The 14,515-nt window shown below is 57.9% G+C and carries 16 protein-coding genes; 4 read left to right on the top strand and 12 right to left on the bottom strand.

The genetic code is table 11. The annotated features are described in order from the left end of the window. Nucleotides 1-143 precede the first annotated feature (143 nt). The gene (locus tag JUI81_RS16680; protein ID WP_018926608.1) at nt 144-362 is read right to left on the bottom strand and encodes a bacterioferritin-associated ferredoxin; all 219 of its coding nucleotides are present in this window, start codon (nt 360-362) and stop codon (nt 144-146) included. A gap of 314 nt (nt 363-676) precedes the next feature. On the opposite strand from JUI81_RS16680, the gene JUI81_RS16675 reads away from it, so the two are divergent. After that, nucleotides 677-1,279 carry a peroxiredoxin gene (locus JUI81_RS16675; protein WP_007938920.1) on the top strand — a complete coding sequence of 201 codons (603 nt, stop codon included), beginning with the start codon at nt 677-679 and terminating at the stop codon, nt 1,277-1,279. A gap of 72 nt (nt 1,280-1,351) precedes the next feature. On the opposite strand, the gene rnt is transcribed toward JUI81_RS16675, so the two are convergent. Continuing rightward, the gene (rnt, locus tag JUI81_RS16670; protein WP_007938919.1) at nt 1,352-2,029 is read right to left on the bottom strand and encodes a ribonuclease T; all 678 of its coding nucleotides are present in this window, start codon (nt 2,027-2,029) and stop codon (nt 1,352-1,354) included. Next, the gene (gene pyrC / locus JUI81_RS16665) at nt 2,026-3,072 is read right to left on the bottom strand and encodes a dihydroorotase (protein ID WP_018926606.1); all 1,047 of its coding nucleotides are present in this window, start codon (nt 3,070-3,072) and stop codon (nt 2,026-2,028) included. Before pyrC ends, rnt begins: the two co-directional genes overlap by 4 nt. 157 nt (nt 3,073-3,229) lie before the next feature. Here pyrC and JUI81_RS16660 point away from each other — a divergent pair, with 157 nt between their 5' ends. Together JUI81_RS16660 and JUI81_RS16655 are read left to right on the top strand one after the other, a co-directional pair. Next, complete coding sequence (locus JUI81_RS16660; RefSeq protein WP_018926605.1) at nt 3,230-4,138, top strand: OmpA family protein; 909 nt, start codon at nt 3,230-3,232, stop codon at nt 4,136-4,138. A 129-nt stretch (nt 4,139-4,267) separates the two neighbouring features. Beyond that, nucleotides 4,268-5,485 (top strand): argininosuccinate synthase, encoded by a 1,218-nt coding sequence (locus JUI81_RS16655; protein ID WP_007938916.1) that lies wholly within the window; start codon nt 4,268-4,270, stop codon nt 5,483-5,485. Between the two features lie 174 nt (nt 5,486-5,659). Here the strand turns inward: JUI81_RS16655 and JUI81_RS16650 are convergent, their stop codons facing one another. Continuing rightward, the gene (locus tag JUI81_RS16650; protein ID WP_018926603.1) at nt 5,660-6,241 is read right to left on the bottom strand and encodes a hypothetical protein; all 582 of its coding nucleotides are present in this window, start codon (nt 6,239-6,241) and stop codon (nt 5,660-5,662) included. A gap of 563 nt (nt 6,242-6,804) precedes the next feature. Between JUI81_RS16650 and JUI81_RS16645 the strand changes: the two genes are divergently transcribed. Further along, nucleotides 6,805-7,431, top strand: coding sequence for a response regulator transcription factor (locus tag JUI81_RS16645; RefSeq protein WP_018926602.1), 627 nt, complete (start codon nt 6,805-6,807; stop codon nt 7,429-7,431). A 91-nt stretch (nt 7,432-7,522) separates the two neighbouring features. Here the strand turns inward: JUI81_RS16645 and JUI81_RS16640 are convergent, their stop codons facing one another. The 8 genes from JUI81_RS16640 to metG all read right to left on the bottom strand — a co-directional run bounded on the left by JUI81_RS16640 (nt 7,523) and on the right by metG (nt 14,436). Then, entirely contained in the window at nt 7,523-7,702 is a 180-nt protein-coding gene (locus JUI81_RS16640) for a PA3496 family putative envelope integrity protein (RefSeq protein ID WP_007898493.1), read from the bottom strand. A gap of 107 nt (nt 7,703-7,809) precedes the next feature. Beyond that, the gene (gene nth / locus JUI81_RS16635) at nt 7,810-8,448 is read right to left on the bottom strand and encodes an endonuclease III (RefSeq protein ID WP_018926600.1); all 639 of its coding nucleotides are present in this window, start codon (nt 8,446-8,448) and stop codon (nt 7,810-7,812) included. Then, complete coding sequence (locus JUI81_RS16630) at nt 8,445-9,059, bottom strand: Rnf-Nqr domain containing protein (protein ID WP_019581553.1); 615 nt, start codon at nt 9,057-9,059, stop codon at nt 8,445-8,447. Before JUI81_RS16630 ends, nth begins: the two co-directional genes overlap by 4 nt. Next, nucleotides 9,052-9,663: an RnfABCDGE type electron transport complex subunit G gene (locus tag JUI81_RS16625; RefSeq protein ID WP_019581552.1), complete on the bottom strand. Its 612-nt coding sequence runs from the start codon at nt 9,661-9,663 to the stop codon at nt 9,052-9,054. The genes JUI81_RS16630 and JUI81_RS16625 overlap by 8 nt, the downstream gene beginning before the upstream one ends. Next, on the bottom strand, nt 9,660-10,652 hold the full coding sequence (locus JUI81_RS16620; protein WP_204124679.1) for an RnfABCDGE type electron transport complex subunit D: 993 nt from the start codon (nt 10,650-10,652) through the stop codon (nt 9,660-9,662). Before JUI81_RS16620 ends, JUI81_RS16625 begins: the two co-directional genes overlap by 4 nt. Next, nucleotides 10,639-11,643, bottom strand: coding sequence for an electron transport complex subunit RsxB (gene rsxB, locus JUI81_RS16615; protein ID WP_019581550.1), 1,005 nt, complete (start codon nt 11,641-11,643; stop codon nt 10,639-10,641). Before rsxB ends, JUI81_RS16620 begins: the two co-directional genes overlap by 14 nt. Further along, nucleotides 11,640-12,209, bottom strand: a complete 570-nt coding sequence (locus tag JUI81_RS16610; protein WP_028939452.1) for an electron transport complex protein RnfA — start codon at nt 12,207-12,209, stop codon at nt 11,640-11,642. Before JUI81_RS16610 ends, rsxB begins: the two co-directional genes overlap by 4 nt. Nucleotides 12,210-12,381: 172 nt before the next feature. Beyond that, on the bottom strand, nt 12,382-14,436 hold the full coding sequence (metG, locus tag JUI81_RS16605) for a methionine--tRNA ligase (protein ID WP_028939451.1): 2,055 nt from the start codon (nt 14,434-14,436) through the stop codon (nt 12,382-12,384). Nucleotides 14,437-14,515: the final 79 nt, after the last annotated feature.

Here is a 14,515-nt window from a genome sequence, read left to right as displayed (position 1 = left end):
AACAGTGTCAAACCTAAGTTATTGAAACTTAAATGAAAATTAATCGGAATAAGAATGTTTGTGTTCCGCGTCTAGGCCCTAAGCGATTGATTTCCAGACATAAAAAAACCGGACATCAAGTCCGGTTCTTCGAAATACGGTAGTTATGCAGCTGTAAATTCTACGGGGTAGGGGATCGCCGCCTGGGCCGTTTGCAGTTTGCCCAGTGTTTCACGCACTACTTCCTTGGCCAGGCAAGCGCATTTGCCGCATTGGCCGGCTACGCCGGTAGCCAGACGGACTTCTTTGTAGCTGCAGCAACCTTCATAGATTGCATCGCGGATTTGACCGTCGGTGACGCCAGTGCAGAGGCAGACATACATAAGTGAGAACCGTCGCTGGTTGTGACTCAATTGCGATGGATCTTAATGTTAACGAGAATGATTGTCAAAGTGGTTTCTGAAGGCTTTTTGTCATAAGGGCCTTTGACTGACGAACGGTTTCCTCTCGCGCCTTGTGAAAAAAAATAGCAGCGGCCATTTTGCCCGCCAGAAAAAAACCGCTAAGGACAGGCGAAAAACGCGGTGTATGATGGTCGGCCTTTTGCGAAGGAGGTTCGTGTCACAGGGCTGTCGCCTGAGGGTGACAGGCTGGCATGAGCCCTGTTCTTCAACGTTATTACACCAGGAGATATCCAATGAGCGTACTCGTAGGCAAACAAGCCCCTGACTTCACCGTACCGGCCGTACTCGGCAATGGCGAAATCGTAGACAGCTTCACCCTGTCCTCGGCCATCAAAGGCAAATACGGCCTGGTGTTCTTCTACCCACTGGACTTCACCTTCGTTTGCCCGTCCGAGCTGATCGCTCTGGACAACCGCATGGCTGACTTCAAGGCACGCAACGTTGAAGTGGTCGCCGTTTCGATCGACTCGCACTTCACCCACAACGCGTGGCGCAACACCCCGGTGAACAATGGCGGTATCGGCCAGGTTCGTTACACCATGGCTGCTGACATCAAGCAGGAAATCATGAAGGCTTACGACGTTCAGTCCGCTGACGGCGTGGCTTTCCGTGGTGCGTTCCTGATCGACGACAAAGGCGTTGTCCGCTCGCAGATCATCAACGACCTGCCGCTGGGCCGTAACATGGAAGAGCTGATCCGTCTGGTTGACGCTCTGCAATTCCACGAAGAGCACGGCGAAGTTTGCCCTGCCAACTGGAAAAAAGGCGACAAAGGCATGAACGCTTCGCCAGAAGGCGTTGCGGCTTACCTGACCGAGCACGCTGCTGCGCTGTAAGCCAGGCGTCCGGCAATAAAAAACCGGCCTGAGGCCGGTTTTTTTATGGGCGAGATAAACCGGCGACCAGACTCAGTCGTTGTAGTCTTCCCAGCCGCCCATCTGTTTCCAGCGATTGACGATGCCGCAGAACAGCTCGGCGGTTTTCTCGGTATCGTAGCGAGCCGAATGAGCCTCGCGACCGTCGAAGTCGATGTCCGCTGCCTGACAGGCCTTGGCCAGTACGGTTTGGCCATAGGCCAGACCGGCAAGGGTCGCGGTGTCGAAGCTGGAGAACGGGTGAAACGGGTTACGTTTCATGTCCAGGCGCGCGACTGCCGCGTTAAGGAAACCCAGGTCGAAGCTGCTGTTGTGGCCGACCAGAATCGCCCGTTTGCAACCGTTGGCCTTCAGGGCCTTGCGAATGCCGCGGAAGATATCGGTCAGCGCCGCTTCTTCACTCACTGCCATGCGCAACGGGTGATCGAGCTTGATCCCGGTGAACTCCAAGGCTGCTGCTTCGATGTTGGCGCCTTCGAATGGCTCTACCCGGAAGAAGTAGGTGTGATCGGGGTACACAAACCCTTTTTCATCCATGGCGATGGTGGTTGCAGCAATTTCCAGCAGGGCGTCGGTGGCCGAGTTGAAGCCACCGGTCTCTACGTCGACGACAACCGGCAGGTAACCACGGAATCTGGCAGCCATTGGATGACGAGGACCACCTCCACCGCCTTGACCGTCCTGTTCGTCGTCGAAATGGTCTTCACTCACGCGTGTTCCTCCAGCAGGCGCCAGCGCAGTTTTTCACCGGCGCGCAGCGGGATAACGGTCAGCTCGCCAAATGGCAGGCTGGTTGGGGCGGTCCACTCTTCGCGGACCAGGGTGATGCGATCGGTGTTCGCCGGCAGACCATAGAAACGCGGGCCATTGAGGCTGGCGAAGGCTTCGAGCTTGTCCAGCGCATTACGCTGTTCGAAGGCTTCGGCATACATCTCGATCGCGGCATAAGCGGTGTAGCAACCGGCACAGCCGCAAGCCGCTTCTTTGGCGTGCTGGGCATGGGGGGCCGAGTCGGTGCCGAGGAAGAACTTGTCGCTGCCACTGGTGGCGGCGTCGAGCAGCGCTTCCTGGTGGGTATTGCGCTTGAGGATCGGCAGGCAGTAGAAGTGCGGCCGAATCCCGCCCACCAGCATGTGGTTGCGGTTGTACAGCAGGTGATGCGCGGTGATGGTGGCGCCAACGTTGGCCGAAGCCGCGTTGACGAACTGCACGGCATCGGCGGTGGTGATGTGTTCGAACACCACTTTGAGCGTCGGGAAACGCTCGACCACGCGACGCATGTGCTCATCGATGAAGATTTTTTCCCGATCGAAAACGTCGATATCGCCACGGGTGACTTCACCGTGAACCAGCAAGGGCATCCCGACTTCGGCCATGGCCTCCAGTGCAGGGAAAATCTTGTCGATGCTGGTGACGCCAGAGTCCGAGTTGGTGGTCGCGCCGGCCGGGTACAGCTTGGCGGCGTGAATGAAACCGCTGGCCTTGGCCTCACGAATTTCTTCGGGCTGGGTGCGGTCGGTCAGGTACAGAACCATCAGCGGTTCGAAACGGCTGCCGGCCGGACGTGCGGCGAGAATCCGCTGGCGATAGCCATCGGCTTCAGCAGCGTTGCGCACCGGAGGTACCAGGTTGGGCATGATGATGGCGCGACCAAAGGTGCGCGCGACATCCGCGACGGTATTGGTCAACACGGCACCATCGCGAAGATGAATGTGCCAGTCGTCGGGACGCAGCAGGGTCAGGCGGTCGGACATGAGGGAATTCCAGGCGGGTCAAACTCAGGGGAATGCTACCGGAAAAGACTCTTCCAGGCACTCGCTATCAAGTTTTACGGCAAGCTTCCGATACCCAACAGGCAGGCCGTGAATATGTGTGTCGGTCTTTTTGTCGTAGAAGCCAGTGGAGCCTCCCGTGCGCCAGCGTTATTTAGCCTTGCTCAGTGTGTTTGCCAGCCTTCCCGCGATGGCGCTCACTTTCCAGACTCGCCTGGAGAGCATCGAGTGGACGGTCGAAGGTGACAAGTTCGAATGCCGCCTGACTCAACCGATCACTGATTTCGGTTCGGGTGAGTTTGTGCGGCGCGCCGGAGAGCAGGCGACATTTCGTCTGAAGGCGTACAACTCAATGATCGGTGGGGGTTCCGCCACCTTGCTGGCGGCGGCTGCGCCATGGCAGCCGGGGCGTGGCGACATTAACCTGGGGTCGGTGAGAATCGGTAGTGGCAACGTGCTGTTCAACAGCTCGCAAGTGCAGGCCGGGCGCCTGATCAGCGGGTTGATGGAGGGGCGCAGCCCGGTCGTTCGACACTCATCGGGCGACGGTCGGGTGTCTGAAGTGCGTCTGCTGCCGGTCAAGTTCAGCAAGGCCTATGGTGACTATCAGGGTTGCGTCGCCAAGTTGTTGCCACAGAATTTCGAGCAAGTGAAGCAATCCGAGGTCGGCTTCCCGGGGGAGGGTATCGATCTCGATGCCAGGGCCAAGGCCCAGTTGCAGGTCATGCTGGAGTTCATGAAGGCCGATCCGACGGTCAACCACATTGAACTCGACGGCCATTCCGATAACAGTGGCAACCGCCTGACCAACCGTGAACTGTCACGACGCCGGGCGCTGGCGGTGATGGATTTCTTCAAGGCCAATGGTGTGCAGGAATCGCAGATCACCCTGCGTTTTCACGGTGAGCGCTATCCGCTGGCGCCCAACAACAATGCCGCCAACCGGGCTAAGAATCGCCGGGTTGCCGTACGCCTCGAACGGGTCGCACCGACCGAGAAGCCTGCGCCTCAAGCCACCGCCGCCGCGAGCAGCGCGACGACCTCCTGAACCTGCTGAATTCGTCGCTCGCTCGACATAATCTGTCGCTTCGTCGTCATAAGCTGTCGCGCCTCTGTAAATTATCCTGCATGAGCGGTAGACTTGACAGCTTTCCGTAGAACCCCGTGGAGTGATGGCATGGCGGACGTAAACAAGGTCGTTCTGGCGTATTCCGGCGGCCTGGACACTTCGGTGATCCTCAAGTGGCTGCAGGATACATATAACTGTGAAGTAGTGACCTTCACCGCTGACCTGGGTCAGGGCGAAGAGGTCGAGCCGGCCCGCGCCAAGGCACAGGCCATGGGCGTAAAAGAAATCTATATCGACGATCTGCGCGAAGAATTCGTGCGTGATTTCGTGTTCCCGATGTTCCGCGCCAATACCGTTTACGAAGGCGAGTACCTGCTGGGTACTTCCATCGCTCGTCCGTTGATCGCCAAACGTCTGATCGAAATCGCCAACGAAACCGGTGCTGACGCCATTTCCCACGGCGCGACCGGCAAGGGCAACGACCAGGTTCGTTTCGAACTGGGCGCCTACGCCTTGAAGCCAGGCGTGAAAGTGATCGCTCCATGGCGCGAATGGGACCTGCTGTCCCGTGAGAAGCTGATGGACTACGCCGAGAAGCACGCGATTCCGATCGAGCGTCACGGCAAGAAAAAATCCCCGTACTCGATGGATGCCAACCTGCTGCACATCTCCTATGAAGGTGGCGTGCTGGAAGACACCTGGACCGAGCACGAAGAAGACATGTGGCGCTGGACCGTCTCCCCGGAGAACGCTCCTGACAAACCACAGTACCTGGAACTGACCTACCGTAACGGCGACATCGTTGCGCTGGACGGCGTCGAAATGACCCCGGCCACCGTGCTGGCGACCTTGAACCGTATCGGTGGCGAACATGGTATCGGCCGTCTGGATATCGTCGAGAACCGCTATGTGGGCATGAAGTCCCGTGGCTGCTATGAGACGCCTGGCGGCACCATCATGCTGCGCGCTCACCGTGCGATCGAATCGATCACCCTGGACCGCGAAGTGGCTCACCTCAAAGACGAGCTGATGCCTAAATACGCCAGTCTGATCTACACCGGTTACTGGTGGAGCCCAGAGCGTCTGATGCTGCAACAGATGATCGATGCTTCCCAGGCCCACGTGAACGGCGTAGTGCGCCTGAAACTGTACAAGGGCAACGTGATCGTCACCGGACGCAAGTCCGACGAGTCGTTGTTCGACGCCAACATCGCGACCTTCGAGGAAGATGGCGGTGCCTACAACCAGGCCGATGCGGCGGGCTTCATCAAGCTCAACGCCTTGCGCATGCGTATCGCGGCGAACAAAGGCCGCAAGCTGTTCTGAGACCTTTGATGCGGTAATGGAACTGTGGCCTTGTCGATGACAAGGCCACAGTTCTGAAAAAGGGCTGCTGCATATTACGTTTCGCTTTCTGCTGGTTTCTTCTAACCGTTCCCTCTGCTGCCTGCCTTTGATCTCACTTCAAGGGCTGCCTTGCTCTGTGCGACGGGTCAAAACCTAGCCCATGATCGTCACGCCATGTGAGCTCAAATTGTAAGAAACACAGAACGTTGCGTTGCTGCGTTTCTTTAGTTGTTTCCAGTGTTTGAGCGCGCTGTCCTTCAGCACTACCTCCGAATCGGCGCACGTGAGAAATACGATCACGTGTGCAGGATTATCCGGAGCGTGCTGGATACTCTCCATCAGGGCGCTGAACCCCATTTTTTTGGTTATCCAGCGTGCATCAATGATGTGCAGATCCTTTAGCGGTGCGGGCAACTGCACATGGTGTTGGACCGAGCGTTCAGGCGACACACTGGAAGTGCTGTTTCCAGAGTGATCAGCGTTGTCCATGACTTTTATAAAATGCTTTCCCTTCTCGAAATCGGAGGGCGCGTAAAGCGATCGATAATTGAAGTTAAGTGTGGCGAAGAAAAGAAAAAGCAAATAAAAGGGAAAGCTGATCAGAAACCAGATGTAGAGTTCTCTCTCCTTGTGGTCAAGAAAGGGCAGCGATACAGCAGCTGATGTTTCGGACAGTGCTGCAAATATTGCAATGATTGTCATGGGGTTGGTGATTCTTTTTTTGAGTTTTATCATGTTTTTTACTCATTAGATATTATCTTTTTCTCTGTTGGTTTATAGGGTGTGTTTTGGCGGTGATGCATGTATGGATGTGTTGTTTTTGTTTTTGTTATTTTAAGTTTTTTTGTTGTGTGGTTGAAATTGATATAGTAGCTGCATTGTTCTGGGTCTGGGTATGTCTGTTTATTTGTTTTAAAGTTGCGTGGGTTTGTTTGGCTTCTGAAGTGTTGCTGTGTGTAAGGTTTTTCGAGCCGTTCGGGCCGGGTTATGTAAGATTCTGCAAGATACTCGTTACCTTTAAGGGTAGCTTAATAGTCGCGGTCTGTCGGACCAAGGGCGTTGAACCCTGTTTTTTGGGGTGTGAATTGTTACAAAGAAACTGTCGAGGCGATTAGCAGTGTTCGGCCAATAAAATCTCTGGCTCATCGTGTGCAATGATTTCTTGTAGGAATAATCCGTGTTGTTTGTAGGTGATGTCTCTCGGTGCGAGTGGTCGAGGGGGACGGCATGCCATGGGTGAAACGACTAGGCTATGGTGCGGGCTCTAAAAATTCGAACAGCGAAAATTGGACTTGCCCATGAATAAAGTGCTGATCGTGGATGATCACCCCGTCATTCGTCTTGCGGTACGTATGCTAATGGAGCGTCATGGCTACGAAGTCATTGCAGAAACAGACAATGGCGTGGATGCATTGCAACTTGCTCGTGAACTTATGCCGGATATCGTTATCCTGGATATTGGAATACCGAAGCTGGATGGGTTGGAAGTTATCGCGCGCCTGACATCAGCGGCGATGCCTCTTAAAGTGCTGATATTGACGTCCCAGGCTCCAGGGCATTTTTCCATGCGCTGTATGCAATCGGGTGCCGCCGGATATGTCTGTAAACAACAGGACCTTACTGAGTTGCTCAGTGCAATAAAGGCGGTACTGTCAGGTTATAGCTACTTCCCTAATCAGGCGCTGCATACTGTGCGCTCCAGTCTTGGGAATGCCAGTGAGGCCGATATGGTGGATCGTTTGTCCGGGCGGGAAATGATGGTCCTGCAGCAGTTGGCCCGAGGTAAGACAAACAAGGAAATCGCCGATGGGATGTTCCTCAGCAATAAAACCGTCAGTACTTACAAGACTCGCCTGTTGCTAAAGCTCAATGCTCGCTCACTGGTCGATCTTATTGAATTGGCTCAACGTAATGGCCTGGTATGAGTACGCCAGCGTTTGACGAGGGGCGATGAGCGGGCGTTTGTCGGGGATGGGCACTTAGTAAAAAGCCTCCGTTTCGGGAGGCTTTTAGGTGTCATAGGTCAAAATCGTAATCGGCCAATTGCTTTTGCAGTCGGCGCTCCTCCAGCAGATTGTCGATGGTGCGGCGTTTGCTCAGGTTGGTCTTCGCTACTTCCACCACCGGTTCTGCGTCATCGGCCTCAACGGGGGTGAAGTCGTCTTCTACGTCCAATTGCTCTTTGCCAGTGCTCATAAGGTTAACTCCAGGCTAAGACTGCCTTTGGCGCTCCTTATATCGACAATTTCCCGGCGGGTAAAAAAGATTTTTTCAATCGGCTAATCAATAAAACTAATAGAGCCTCAATCGTCCGAGGTCTTTTGCTTGTATTCGCATAAGTCCTCGATCCGGCAGCTGCCACAACGCGGCTTGCGGGCCAGGCAAACGTAGCGTCCGTGGAGAATCAGCCAGTGATGGGCGTCGAGCAGATACTCCTTCGGCACGAATTTCATCAGTTTCTGCTCCACCTCGACCACATTCTTGCCCGGAGCAATGCCGGTACGGTTGCTGACCCGGAAAATGTGGGTGTCCACGGCCATGGTCAGCTGACGAAAGGCGGTATTGAGCACCACATTGGCGGTCTTGCGGCCGACGCCGGGCAACGCTTCCAGCGCTTCGCGGGTCTGCGGCACCTCACCGCCATGGCGCTCTACCAGCAAGCGACAGGTTTCGATCACGTTTTTTGCTTTGCTGTTATACAGGCCGATGGTCTTGATGTACTCCGACAATCCTTCGACGCCCAAGGCATAAATCGCCGCCGGCGTATTGGCCACCGGAAACAGTTTGGCGGTGGCCTTGTTGACGCCGACATCGGTCGATTGCGCCGAGAGAATCACGGCGATCAGCAGTTCGAACGGCGAGGAATAGGCCAGCTCGGTCTTCGGTTCAGGATTGTCTTCGTGAAACCTGCGGAAAATTTCCAGACGTTTTGCGGCATTCATGGGCGATGCGTTTCCTCGAAGGAGGTCAATGTGGGGGTGGGGCGGGTCCAGGCCTGACGTGCGGCGATCAGCAGCCCCAGCAGAATAAACCCGCCGGGGGCCAGCGTGGCCAAGCGCAGGCCTCCGTCAGCGGTGAGCACCCAACCTTGCCAGTCCGGTTGTACAGCACCGGTCAGCCAGGGCAGATGGCTACCCAGTGTCCCGTTGCCGATGAGCTCGCGCAGCAGGCCCAGGCCAATCATCAAGGCGCCAAACAGGCCGCACAGGCGCAGGCGGTCACGCCTTGTGCCCTGGAAAAAACCGTTATGTTCCAGCACCACGCATTGCAAGGCGATCAATCCGGTATAGAACCCCAGATGCTGGTGCCATTGAAGCGACCAGGCTTGCGTGGCGAGTTCCGCACAACTGGTCAGTGTGGCAGCCAGCAGGAGGCAGGCCAGTAAATGGGTTGCCGGAATCAGTCGTGAGCGCAAGATACCCATGCTCACGTCATAGACACTGAGCACCAGAGCGAACATCAGCCACAGGCCCAGGGCCGTTACCAACGAATCAGTGACGCCGATCAGAGGCGCAAGCATCAGCGAGTTCTGCAGGGTCGATGACTTATTCATGGGCACTGCTCCCGATCAGCGGTTGCCGGTGTTCATCGAAGTAACGCAATGCATCGTGGGTGGCATTGATCACCGCTCTTGAGGTGATGGTCGCGCCCGCGATCTGATCGAATTGCCCTTGGTCCTTTTTCAAGGCCCAGCCAGTGTCGCCTGGTTCGCCTAGAGACTTGCCGGTAAACACTTGCAGCCAGGCATTGGGCCAGTCGGCGAGCTTGCCGCCCAGCCCCGGGGTTTCCGATTGCTTGAGGGTTTTGACCCCCAGCAACGTGCCATGGGGGTCGATGGCGATCAGCAAATCGATGGCGCCGGCGTAGCCCAGTGTCTGGCTGCGCAGCAACACGGCGCTCGGTTGGCCGGCCTTGGACGCCAGGTAGCCATTTAGCAGCGTGCTGTTGGGCAGGCGAGTTTTTTCGACGCTGAGGGGGTGTTCCAGTGGCTGATTGTCGTAGCTGTCGGGCGCTAGCAGATCCAGCAAATTGCGGCTGTCGATCAGGCGTTGTTCGGCGGCAATGCGTGCGGCGCTGGTGTGCTGCGCGAGGTAAGTCGCGCCTGTCCCCAGGCCTGCCAGTAATACCAGGGTCACAACGCTGGTTGCTCGGTTCATGGGCTGACCTGCGCTTGTCTGGAGGCAGCAAACCGCTCCAGCGCCGGTACACAGAGGTTCATCAGCAGGACGGCAAAGGCCACCCCGTCGGGATAGCCGCCCCACGTGCGGATCAGGTAAGTCAGCAGCCCCACTCCGGCGCCGAACAGCAACCGGGCCGTGGGGGGTTTTGCGCCGGATACCGGTTCCGTCACGATGAAGAAGGCACCCAGCATGCTCGCGCCGGTGAGCAGATGGAAGAGTGGCGAGCCATGGGAATCGGAGCCCGAACCGTTCCAGCACAACAGGCTGATGACGAACAGGCTGGCGAGCATGCCGACCGGCGCATGCCAGCTGAACACCCGTCGTTGCAGCAGAAACGCGCCGCCAGCCAGGAAGGCCAGGTTGACCCATTCCACGCCCCGGCCGCCGAAATGGCCGAATGCCGGGTTGCCGGTAAACAGTTCGTCCATGGTCAGGCTTTTGTTGATTCGCAGGCTGTCCAGCGCGGTGGCCTGGGCCCACGCGTCTGGCGTCTGGCCGAGGTTGAAGCCGAACACTTGTTGCAGGCCAGCGAGAAAGTCCATGCCATGGGACGACGGCCAATGGGTCATTTGCTGGGGAAATGTCACTAAAGCCAGGGCGAAACCGAGCATCGCCGGGTTGAACGGATTCCTGCCGACGCCGCCATACAGGTGCTTGCCGAAAAAAAGTCCGAATGCCGCAGCGCTGACCGTCAGCCACCACGGGCAATAAGGCGGCAAGGCCAGGGCCAACAGGGTCGCGCTGACCAGCGCACTGCCATCGCTCACTGTCGGTTTTACAGGTTGCTTGCGCAGCTGCAACACCGCTGCTTCAACGGCCAGCGCGGTAGCTGCCGTCAGAATCAGGTTGATCAACACGCCCCAACCGTACAGCCAGAACAACATCAGCATTCCCGGCAGGGTGGCCAGCAACACCAGCTTCATGGCCTGCTGAAGGCGTTCGTCCACCGATTCAAGGGGCGGCATAGGCATCCACCTGCCGCTCGGCTTCGCTGAGCGCATGTTGCAATGCTGCGATCTGTTCGGCCGACGCTTCGTTTGTTTGAGCCTTCTTGAGTTCGGCGCGGCGCATGGCCAACTGGATCTTCGCCCGTTTCAGCTCGGCATCGTTAGTCGGAACAGGTGGAGTAGCTACCACCGGTGCACTGCTTTCCAGCAGCAACAGCGCCTGCTCGGCAGCTTCGAACTGCTGTTGCAGCACGATCAGTTGCGATTGCTGTTCGAAGGTCGGTGGATGCCCGAAGGCCTTGAGCGACTTGTTCAACTGCGCTCGACTCATGGCCAGATCGACCTTGGCCTTTTTCAGCGCCGCATCGGCATTGGCGGCCTTCTGCGCCCGCACGCGCTCGAGCGCGGCCTGAACCGGGTCGAGCGTCACTTCACTGTGCTGCACGGCGCGTTGGGCGCGGGCCTGACGTTCGGCGAGTTTCTGTTGCTCTTCGCGATGTAGGCGGGCATTGCGCTGTTCGAAGCGACGTCGCGCGCGGTTGCGCTTGGCGGCCCGGGCCTGTTGCTCCTCCAGGCTGAACGCCAGCCCACCGACAATCGGCAGCGTGGCCAGCGGTAGCGGATGCATCTCGATGCAATCCACCGGGCAGGGCGCCACGCAGAGGTCGCAACCGGTGCATTCGTCGACGATGACCGTGTGCATGAATTTCGCCGCGCCGACAATCGCGTCGACTGGGCAGGCCTGAATGCATTTGGTGCAGCCGATGCATTCGGCCTCGCGGATGTACGCGATTTGCGCCGGTGCCGAGCCGCGACTGACGTCCAGTTCCAGCACCGGCACTTTCAGCAGCTCGGCCAGGGCCGCGATGGTTTCGCTGCCGCCCGGAGGGCACTTGTTGATCGGCTCGCCGCTGGCGATGCCTTCGGCGTAGGGTTTGCATCCGGGGTGGCCACACTTGCCGCATTGAGTCTGCGGCAAGAGGGCATCGATGCGTTGAATCAGACTCATGTTTTGATCAACCCGCTGAATCCGAGAAAAACCACCGCGATCAATCCGGCGCTGATCAATTCGATCGGCAGGCCGCGAAAGGGCAGGGGGACATCGTTATCGAGTGTGCGTTGGCGCAAGTCGCTGAACAGGCTCAGCACCAGCCAGAAACCCAGCCCGGCACCGAGGCTCAGGGCTATGGCGTGGAAAAATCCCTTGTCGTCCTGAGCATTGAGCAACGTCAGCCCAAGCACGCCGGCATTGCCCAGCAGCAGGGGCCAGAGCCCCTCGAATGAAAGCTTGGCGAATAACCGTGGAAGCAGCTTCAGCAGCGGGCCGATCAGCAGAACGCTCAGCGGCAGGAATACAAACAGTCGCAGCGACGTCAGCCCCAGCGGCACCAGCAGCCAGTGGTAGAGCGCATGGCCGAGCGTGCCGACGATCAGCATCAGGCACGTCGTCGCGATGCCCAATGCATGCACCTGTCGCCGCTCGCTGCCCAGCACCGGATCGACGCCCAGCGGCCAGTGCAACACGAGGTTGTTGATCAGGGCAGCGCTGATAAGCGTAAGAAGCAGTTCGGTCATGATCGTGCCGGTAAGAACAGGGCTTTCTTAAGGGGCTCTCTAGAAAGGGCTCTCTAAAAAGAACTCTCTAAAAAGAGATTAGGCATTATCCGGCAAGGAAGGAGGGTGGGCCAGATATGAAAATCCCACAGTCGCGCCGGGCACGACTGTGGGATCGGTTTAGCGCAGGACCTTACTTGATGCGCTGACCTGGCTTGGCGCCACTGTCGGGGCTCAGCAGGTAGATTTCTTCGCCACCAGGGCCGGCCGCCATCACCATGCCTTCGGAGATCCCGAATTTCATTTTGCGCGGCTTGAGGTTGGCAATCATCATGGTCAGGCGACCTTCAAGCTTGGCCGGGTCCGGGTAGGCGCTCTTGATTCCGGAGAGCACGTTGCGTTGCTCGTCACCGATGTCCAGGGTCAGGCGCAGCAGTTTGTCGGCCCCTTCGACGGCTTCGGCCTTGAGGATCAGGGCGACGCGCAGGTCGACCGCGGCAAAGGTATCGAACTCGATCTCCGGCGACAGCGGATCCTTGGCCAGTTCGCCGTTGCCTTGAGGCGCGGCAGCTTCGCCGGTGTCGGTCTGGCTGGCGGTCAGGTCTTCTTTCGAGGCGTCGGTCATGGCTTGCACTTTTACCGGGTCGATGCGGGTCATCAACGGTTTGAACTCGTTCAGCTGATGGTTGCTGAGCAAGGTGGCGTGGTCGTTCCAGGTCAGCGGTGCGACGTTGAGGAACGCCTCGGCATCGGCGGCCAGCAGCGGCAGCACCGGCTTGAGGAAAATCACCAGTTGGCGGAACAGGTTGATGCCCAAGGCGCAGATGGCCTGGACTTCATCCTGCTTGCCTTCCTGTTTGTTCAGCGACCACGGTGCCTTGTCGGCGATCCAGGCGTTGGCTCGGTCGGCCAGGCCCATGATTTCGCGCATGGCCCGGGCGAAGTCACGCGCCTCGTAGGCTTCGGCGATGCTCGGTGCTGCGGCCAGGAACGCTTCGGTCAGCTCCGGCGCGGCGTTGCCGGCCACCAGCACGCCAGCGTTGCCTTTGTTGATGAAACCGGCGCAACGGCTGGCGATGTTGACGACTTTGCCGACCAGGTCCGAGTTGACCTTCTGCACGAAGTCTTCGAGGTTCAGGTCCAGGTCATCGACGCCACGGCTCAGCTTGGCTGCGTAGTAGTAGCGCAGGTATTCCGGCGACAGGTGATCCAGATAGGTCCGGGCCTTGATGAAGGTGCCGCGGGACTTGGACATCTTCTGACCGTTGACGGTCAGGTAGCCGTGCACGTTGATGCCGGTCGGTTTACGGAAACCGGCGCCTTCGAGCATCGCTGGCCAGAACAGGGCGTGGAAGTTGACGATGTCCTTGCCGATGAAGTGGTACAGCTCGGCGGTGGAGTCCTTGCCCCAGAACGCGTCGAAATCAAGTGCAGGCGTACGGTTGCACAGGTTCTTGAAGCTGGCCATGTAGCCGATCGGCGCGTCCAGCCACACGTAGAAGTACTTGCCTGGCTCATCAGGAATTTCGAAGCCGAAGTACGGCGCATCGCGGGAGATGTCCCACTGTTGCAGGCCGGCGTCCAGCCATTCGGCGATCTTGTTGGCCACGGCATCTTGCAACGTGCCGCTGCGGGTCCAGGCTTGCAGCATTTCCTGGAAGTCCGGCAGCTTGAAGAAGAAGTGCTGGGAATCCTTGAGCACCGGCGTGGCGCCGGAGATTGCCGACTTCGGATCTTTGAGGTCGGTCGGCGCGTAGGTTGCACCGCATTTTTCGCAGTTGTCGCCGTACTGGTCTTCGGTGCCGCATTTCGGGCAGGTGCCCTTGATGAAGCGGTCGGCCAGGAACATTTTCTTTTCCGGGTCGAAGTACTGCGTGATCGAGCGCGTGGCGATGTGCCCGGCGTCGCGCAGCTTCAGGTAGATCTGGCTCGACAGCTCACGGTTTTCTTCGGCGTGAGTGGAGTGGAAGTTGTCGAAGTCCACCAGGAACTCGGCAAAGTCGGCGCTGTGTTCAGCCTGGACGTTGGCGATCAGTTGTTCCGGGGTGATGCCTTCCTTTTCTGCGCGCAGCATGATGGCCGAACCGTGGGCGTCGTCGGCGCAGACATAAATGCATTGGTTACCGCGATGCTTCTGGAAGCGCACCCACATATCGGTCTGGATGTATTCCAGCATATGGCCGAGGTGGATCGAACCATTGGCATAGGGCAGGGCGCTGGTGACGAGGATCTTGCGTGGCTCGGACATGGGGCTCGGCTACTTGATGAAACGGAGGTCGGCCACTATAAAGCGCCGGCGCATATTTTTCACCCCCACGGCCAGCCTC

It is taken from the genome of Pseudomonas sp. 008 (assembly GCF_016861935.1).
Classification (GTDB): Bacteria; Pseudomonadota; Gammaproteobacteria; order Pseudomonadales; family Pseudomonadaceae; genus Aquipseudomonas.
Note: the sequence above shows the minus strand (reverse complement) of the source record. Positions and strands in the feature narration are given on the sequence as shown.

Bases quoted from the DNA above. Each gene is read 5' to 3' on its own strand.
- JUI81_RS16680 (WP_018926608.1), bottom strand. From the start codon at position 362: ATGTATGTCTGCCTCTGCACTGGCGTCACCGACGGTCAAATCCGCGAT.
- JUI81_RS16675 (WP_007938920.1), top strand. From the start codon at position 677: ATGAGCGTACTCGTAGGCAAACAAGCCCCTGACTTCACCGTACCGGCC.
- pyrC (WP_018926606.1), bottom strand. From the start codon at position 3,072: ATGTCCGACCGCCTGACCCTGCTGCGTCCCGACGACTGGCACATTCAT.
- JUI81_RS16655 (WP_007938916.1), top strand. From the start codon at position 4,268: ATGGCGGACGTAAACAAGGTCGTTCTGGCGTATTCCGGCGGCCTGGAC.
- JUI81_RS16650 (WP_018926603.1), bottom strand. From the start codon at position 6,241: ATGATAAAACTCAAAAAAAGAATCACCAACCCCATGACAATCATTGCA.
- JUI81_RS16645 (WP_018926602.1), top strand. From the start codon at position 6,805: ATGAATAAAGTGCTGATCGTGGATGATCACCCCGTCATTCGTCTTGCG.
- JUI81_RS16640 (WP_007898493.1), bottom strand. From the start codon at position 7,702: ATGAGCACTGGCAAAGAGCAATTGGACGTAGAAGACGACTTCACCCCC.
- nth (WP_018926600.1), bottom strand. From the start codon at position 8,448: ATGAATGCCGCAAAACGTCTGGAAATTTTCCGCAGGTTTCACGAAGAC.
- JUI81_RS16630 (WP_019581553.1), bottom strand. From the start codon at position 9,059: ATGAATAAGTCATCGACCCTGCAGAACTCGCTGATGCTTGCGCCTCTG.
- JUI81_RS16625 (WP_019581552.1), bottom strand. From the start codon at position 9,663: ATGAACCGAGCAACCAGCGTTGTGACCCTGGTATTACTGGCAGGCCTG.
- JUI81_RS16620 (WP_204124679.1), bottom strand. From the start codon at position 10,652: ATGCCGCCCCTTGAATCGGTGGACGAACGCCTTCAGCAGGCCATGAAG.
- rsxB (WP_019581550.1), bottom strand. From the start codon at position 11,643: ATGAGTCTGATTCAACGCATCGATGCCCTCTTGCCGCAGACTCAATGC.
- JUI81_RS16610 (WP_028939452.1), bottom strand. From the start codon at position 12,209: ATGACCGAACTGCTTCTTACGCTTATCAGCGCTGCCCTGATCAACAAC.
- metG (WP_028939451.1), bottom strand. From the start codon at position 14,436: ATGTCCGAGCCACGCAAGATCCTCGTCACCAGCGCCCTGCCCTATGCC.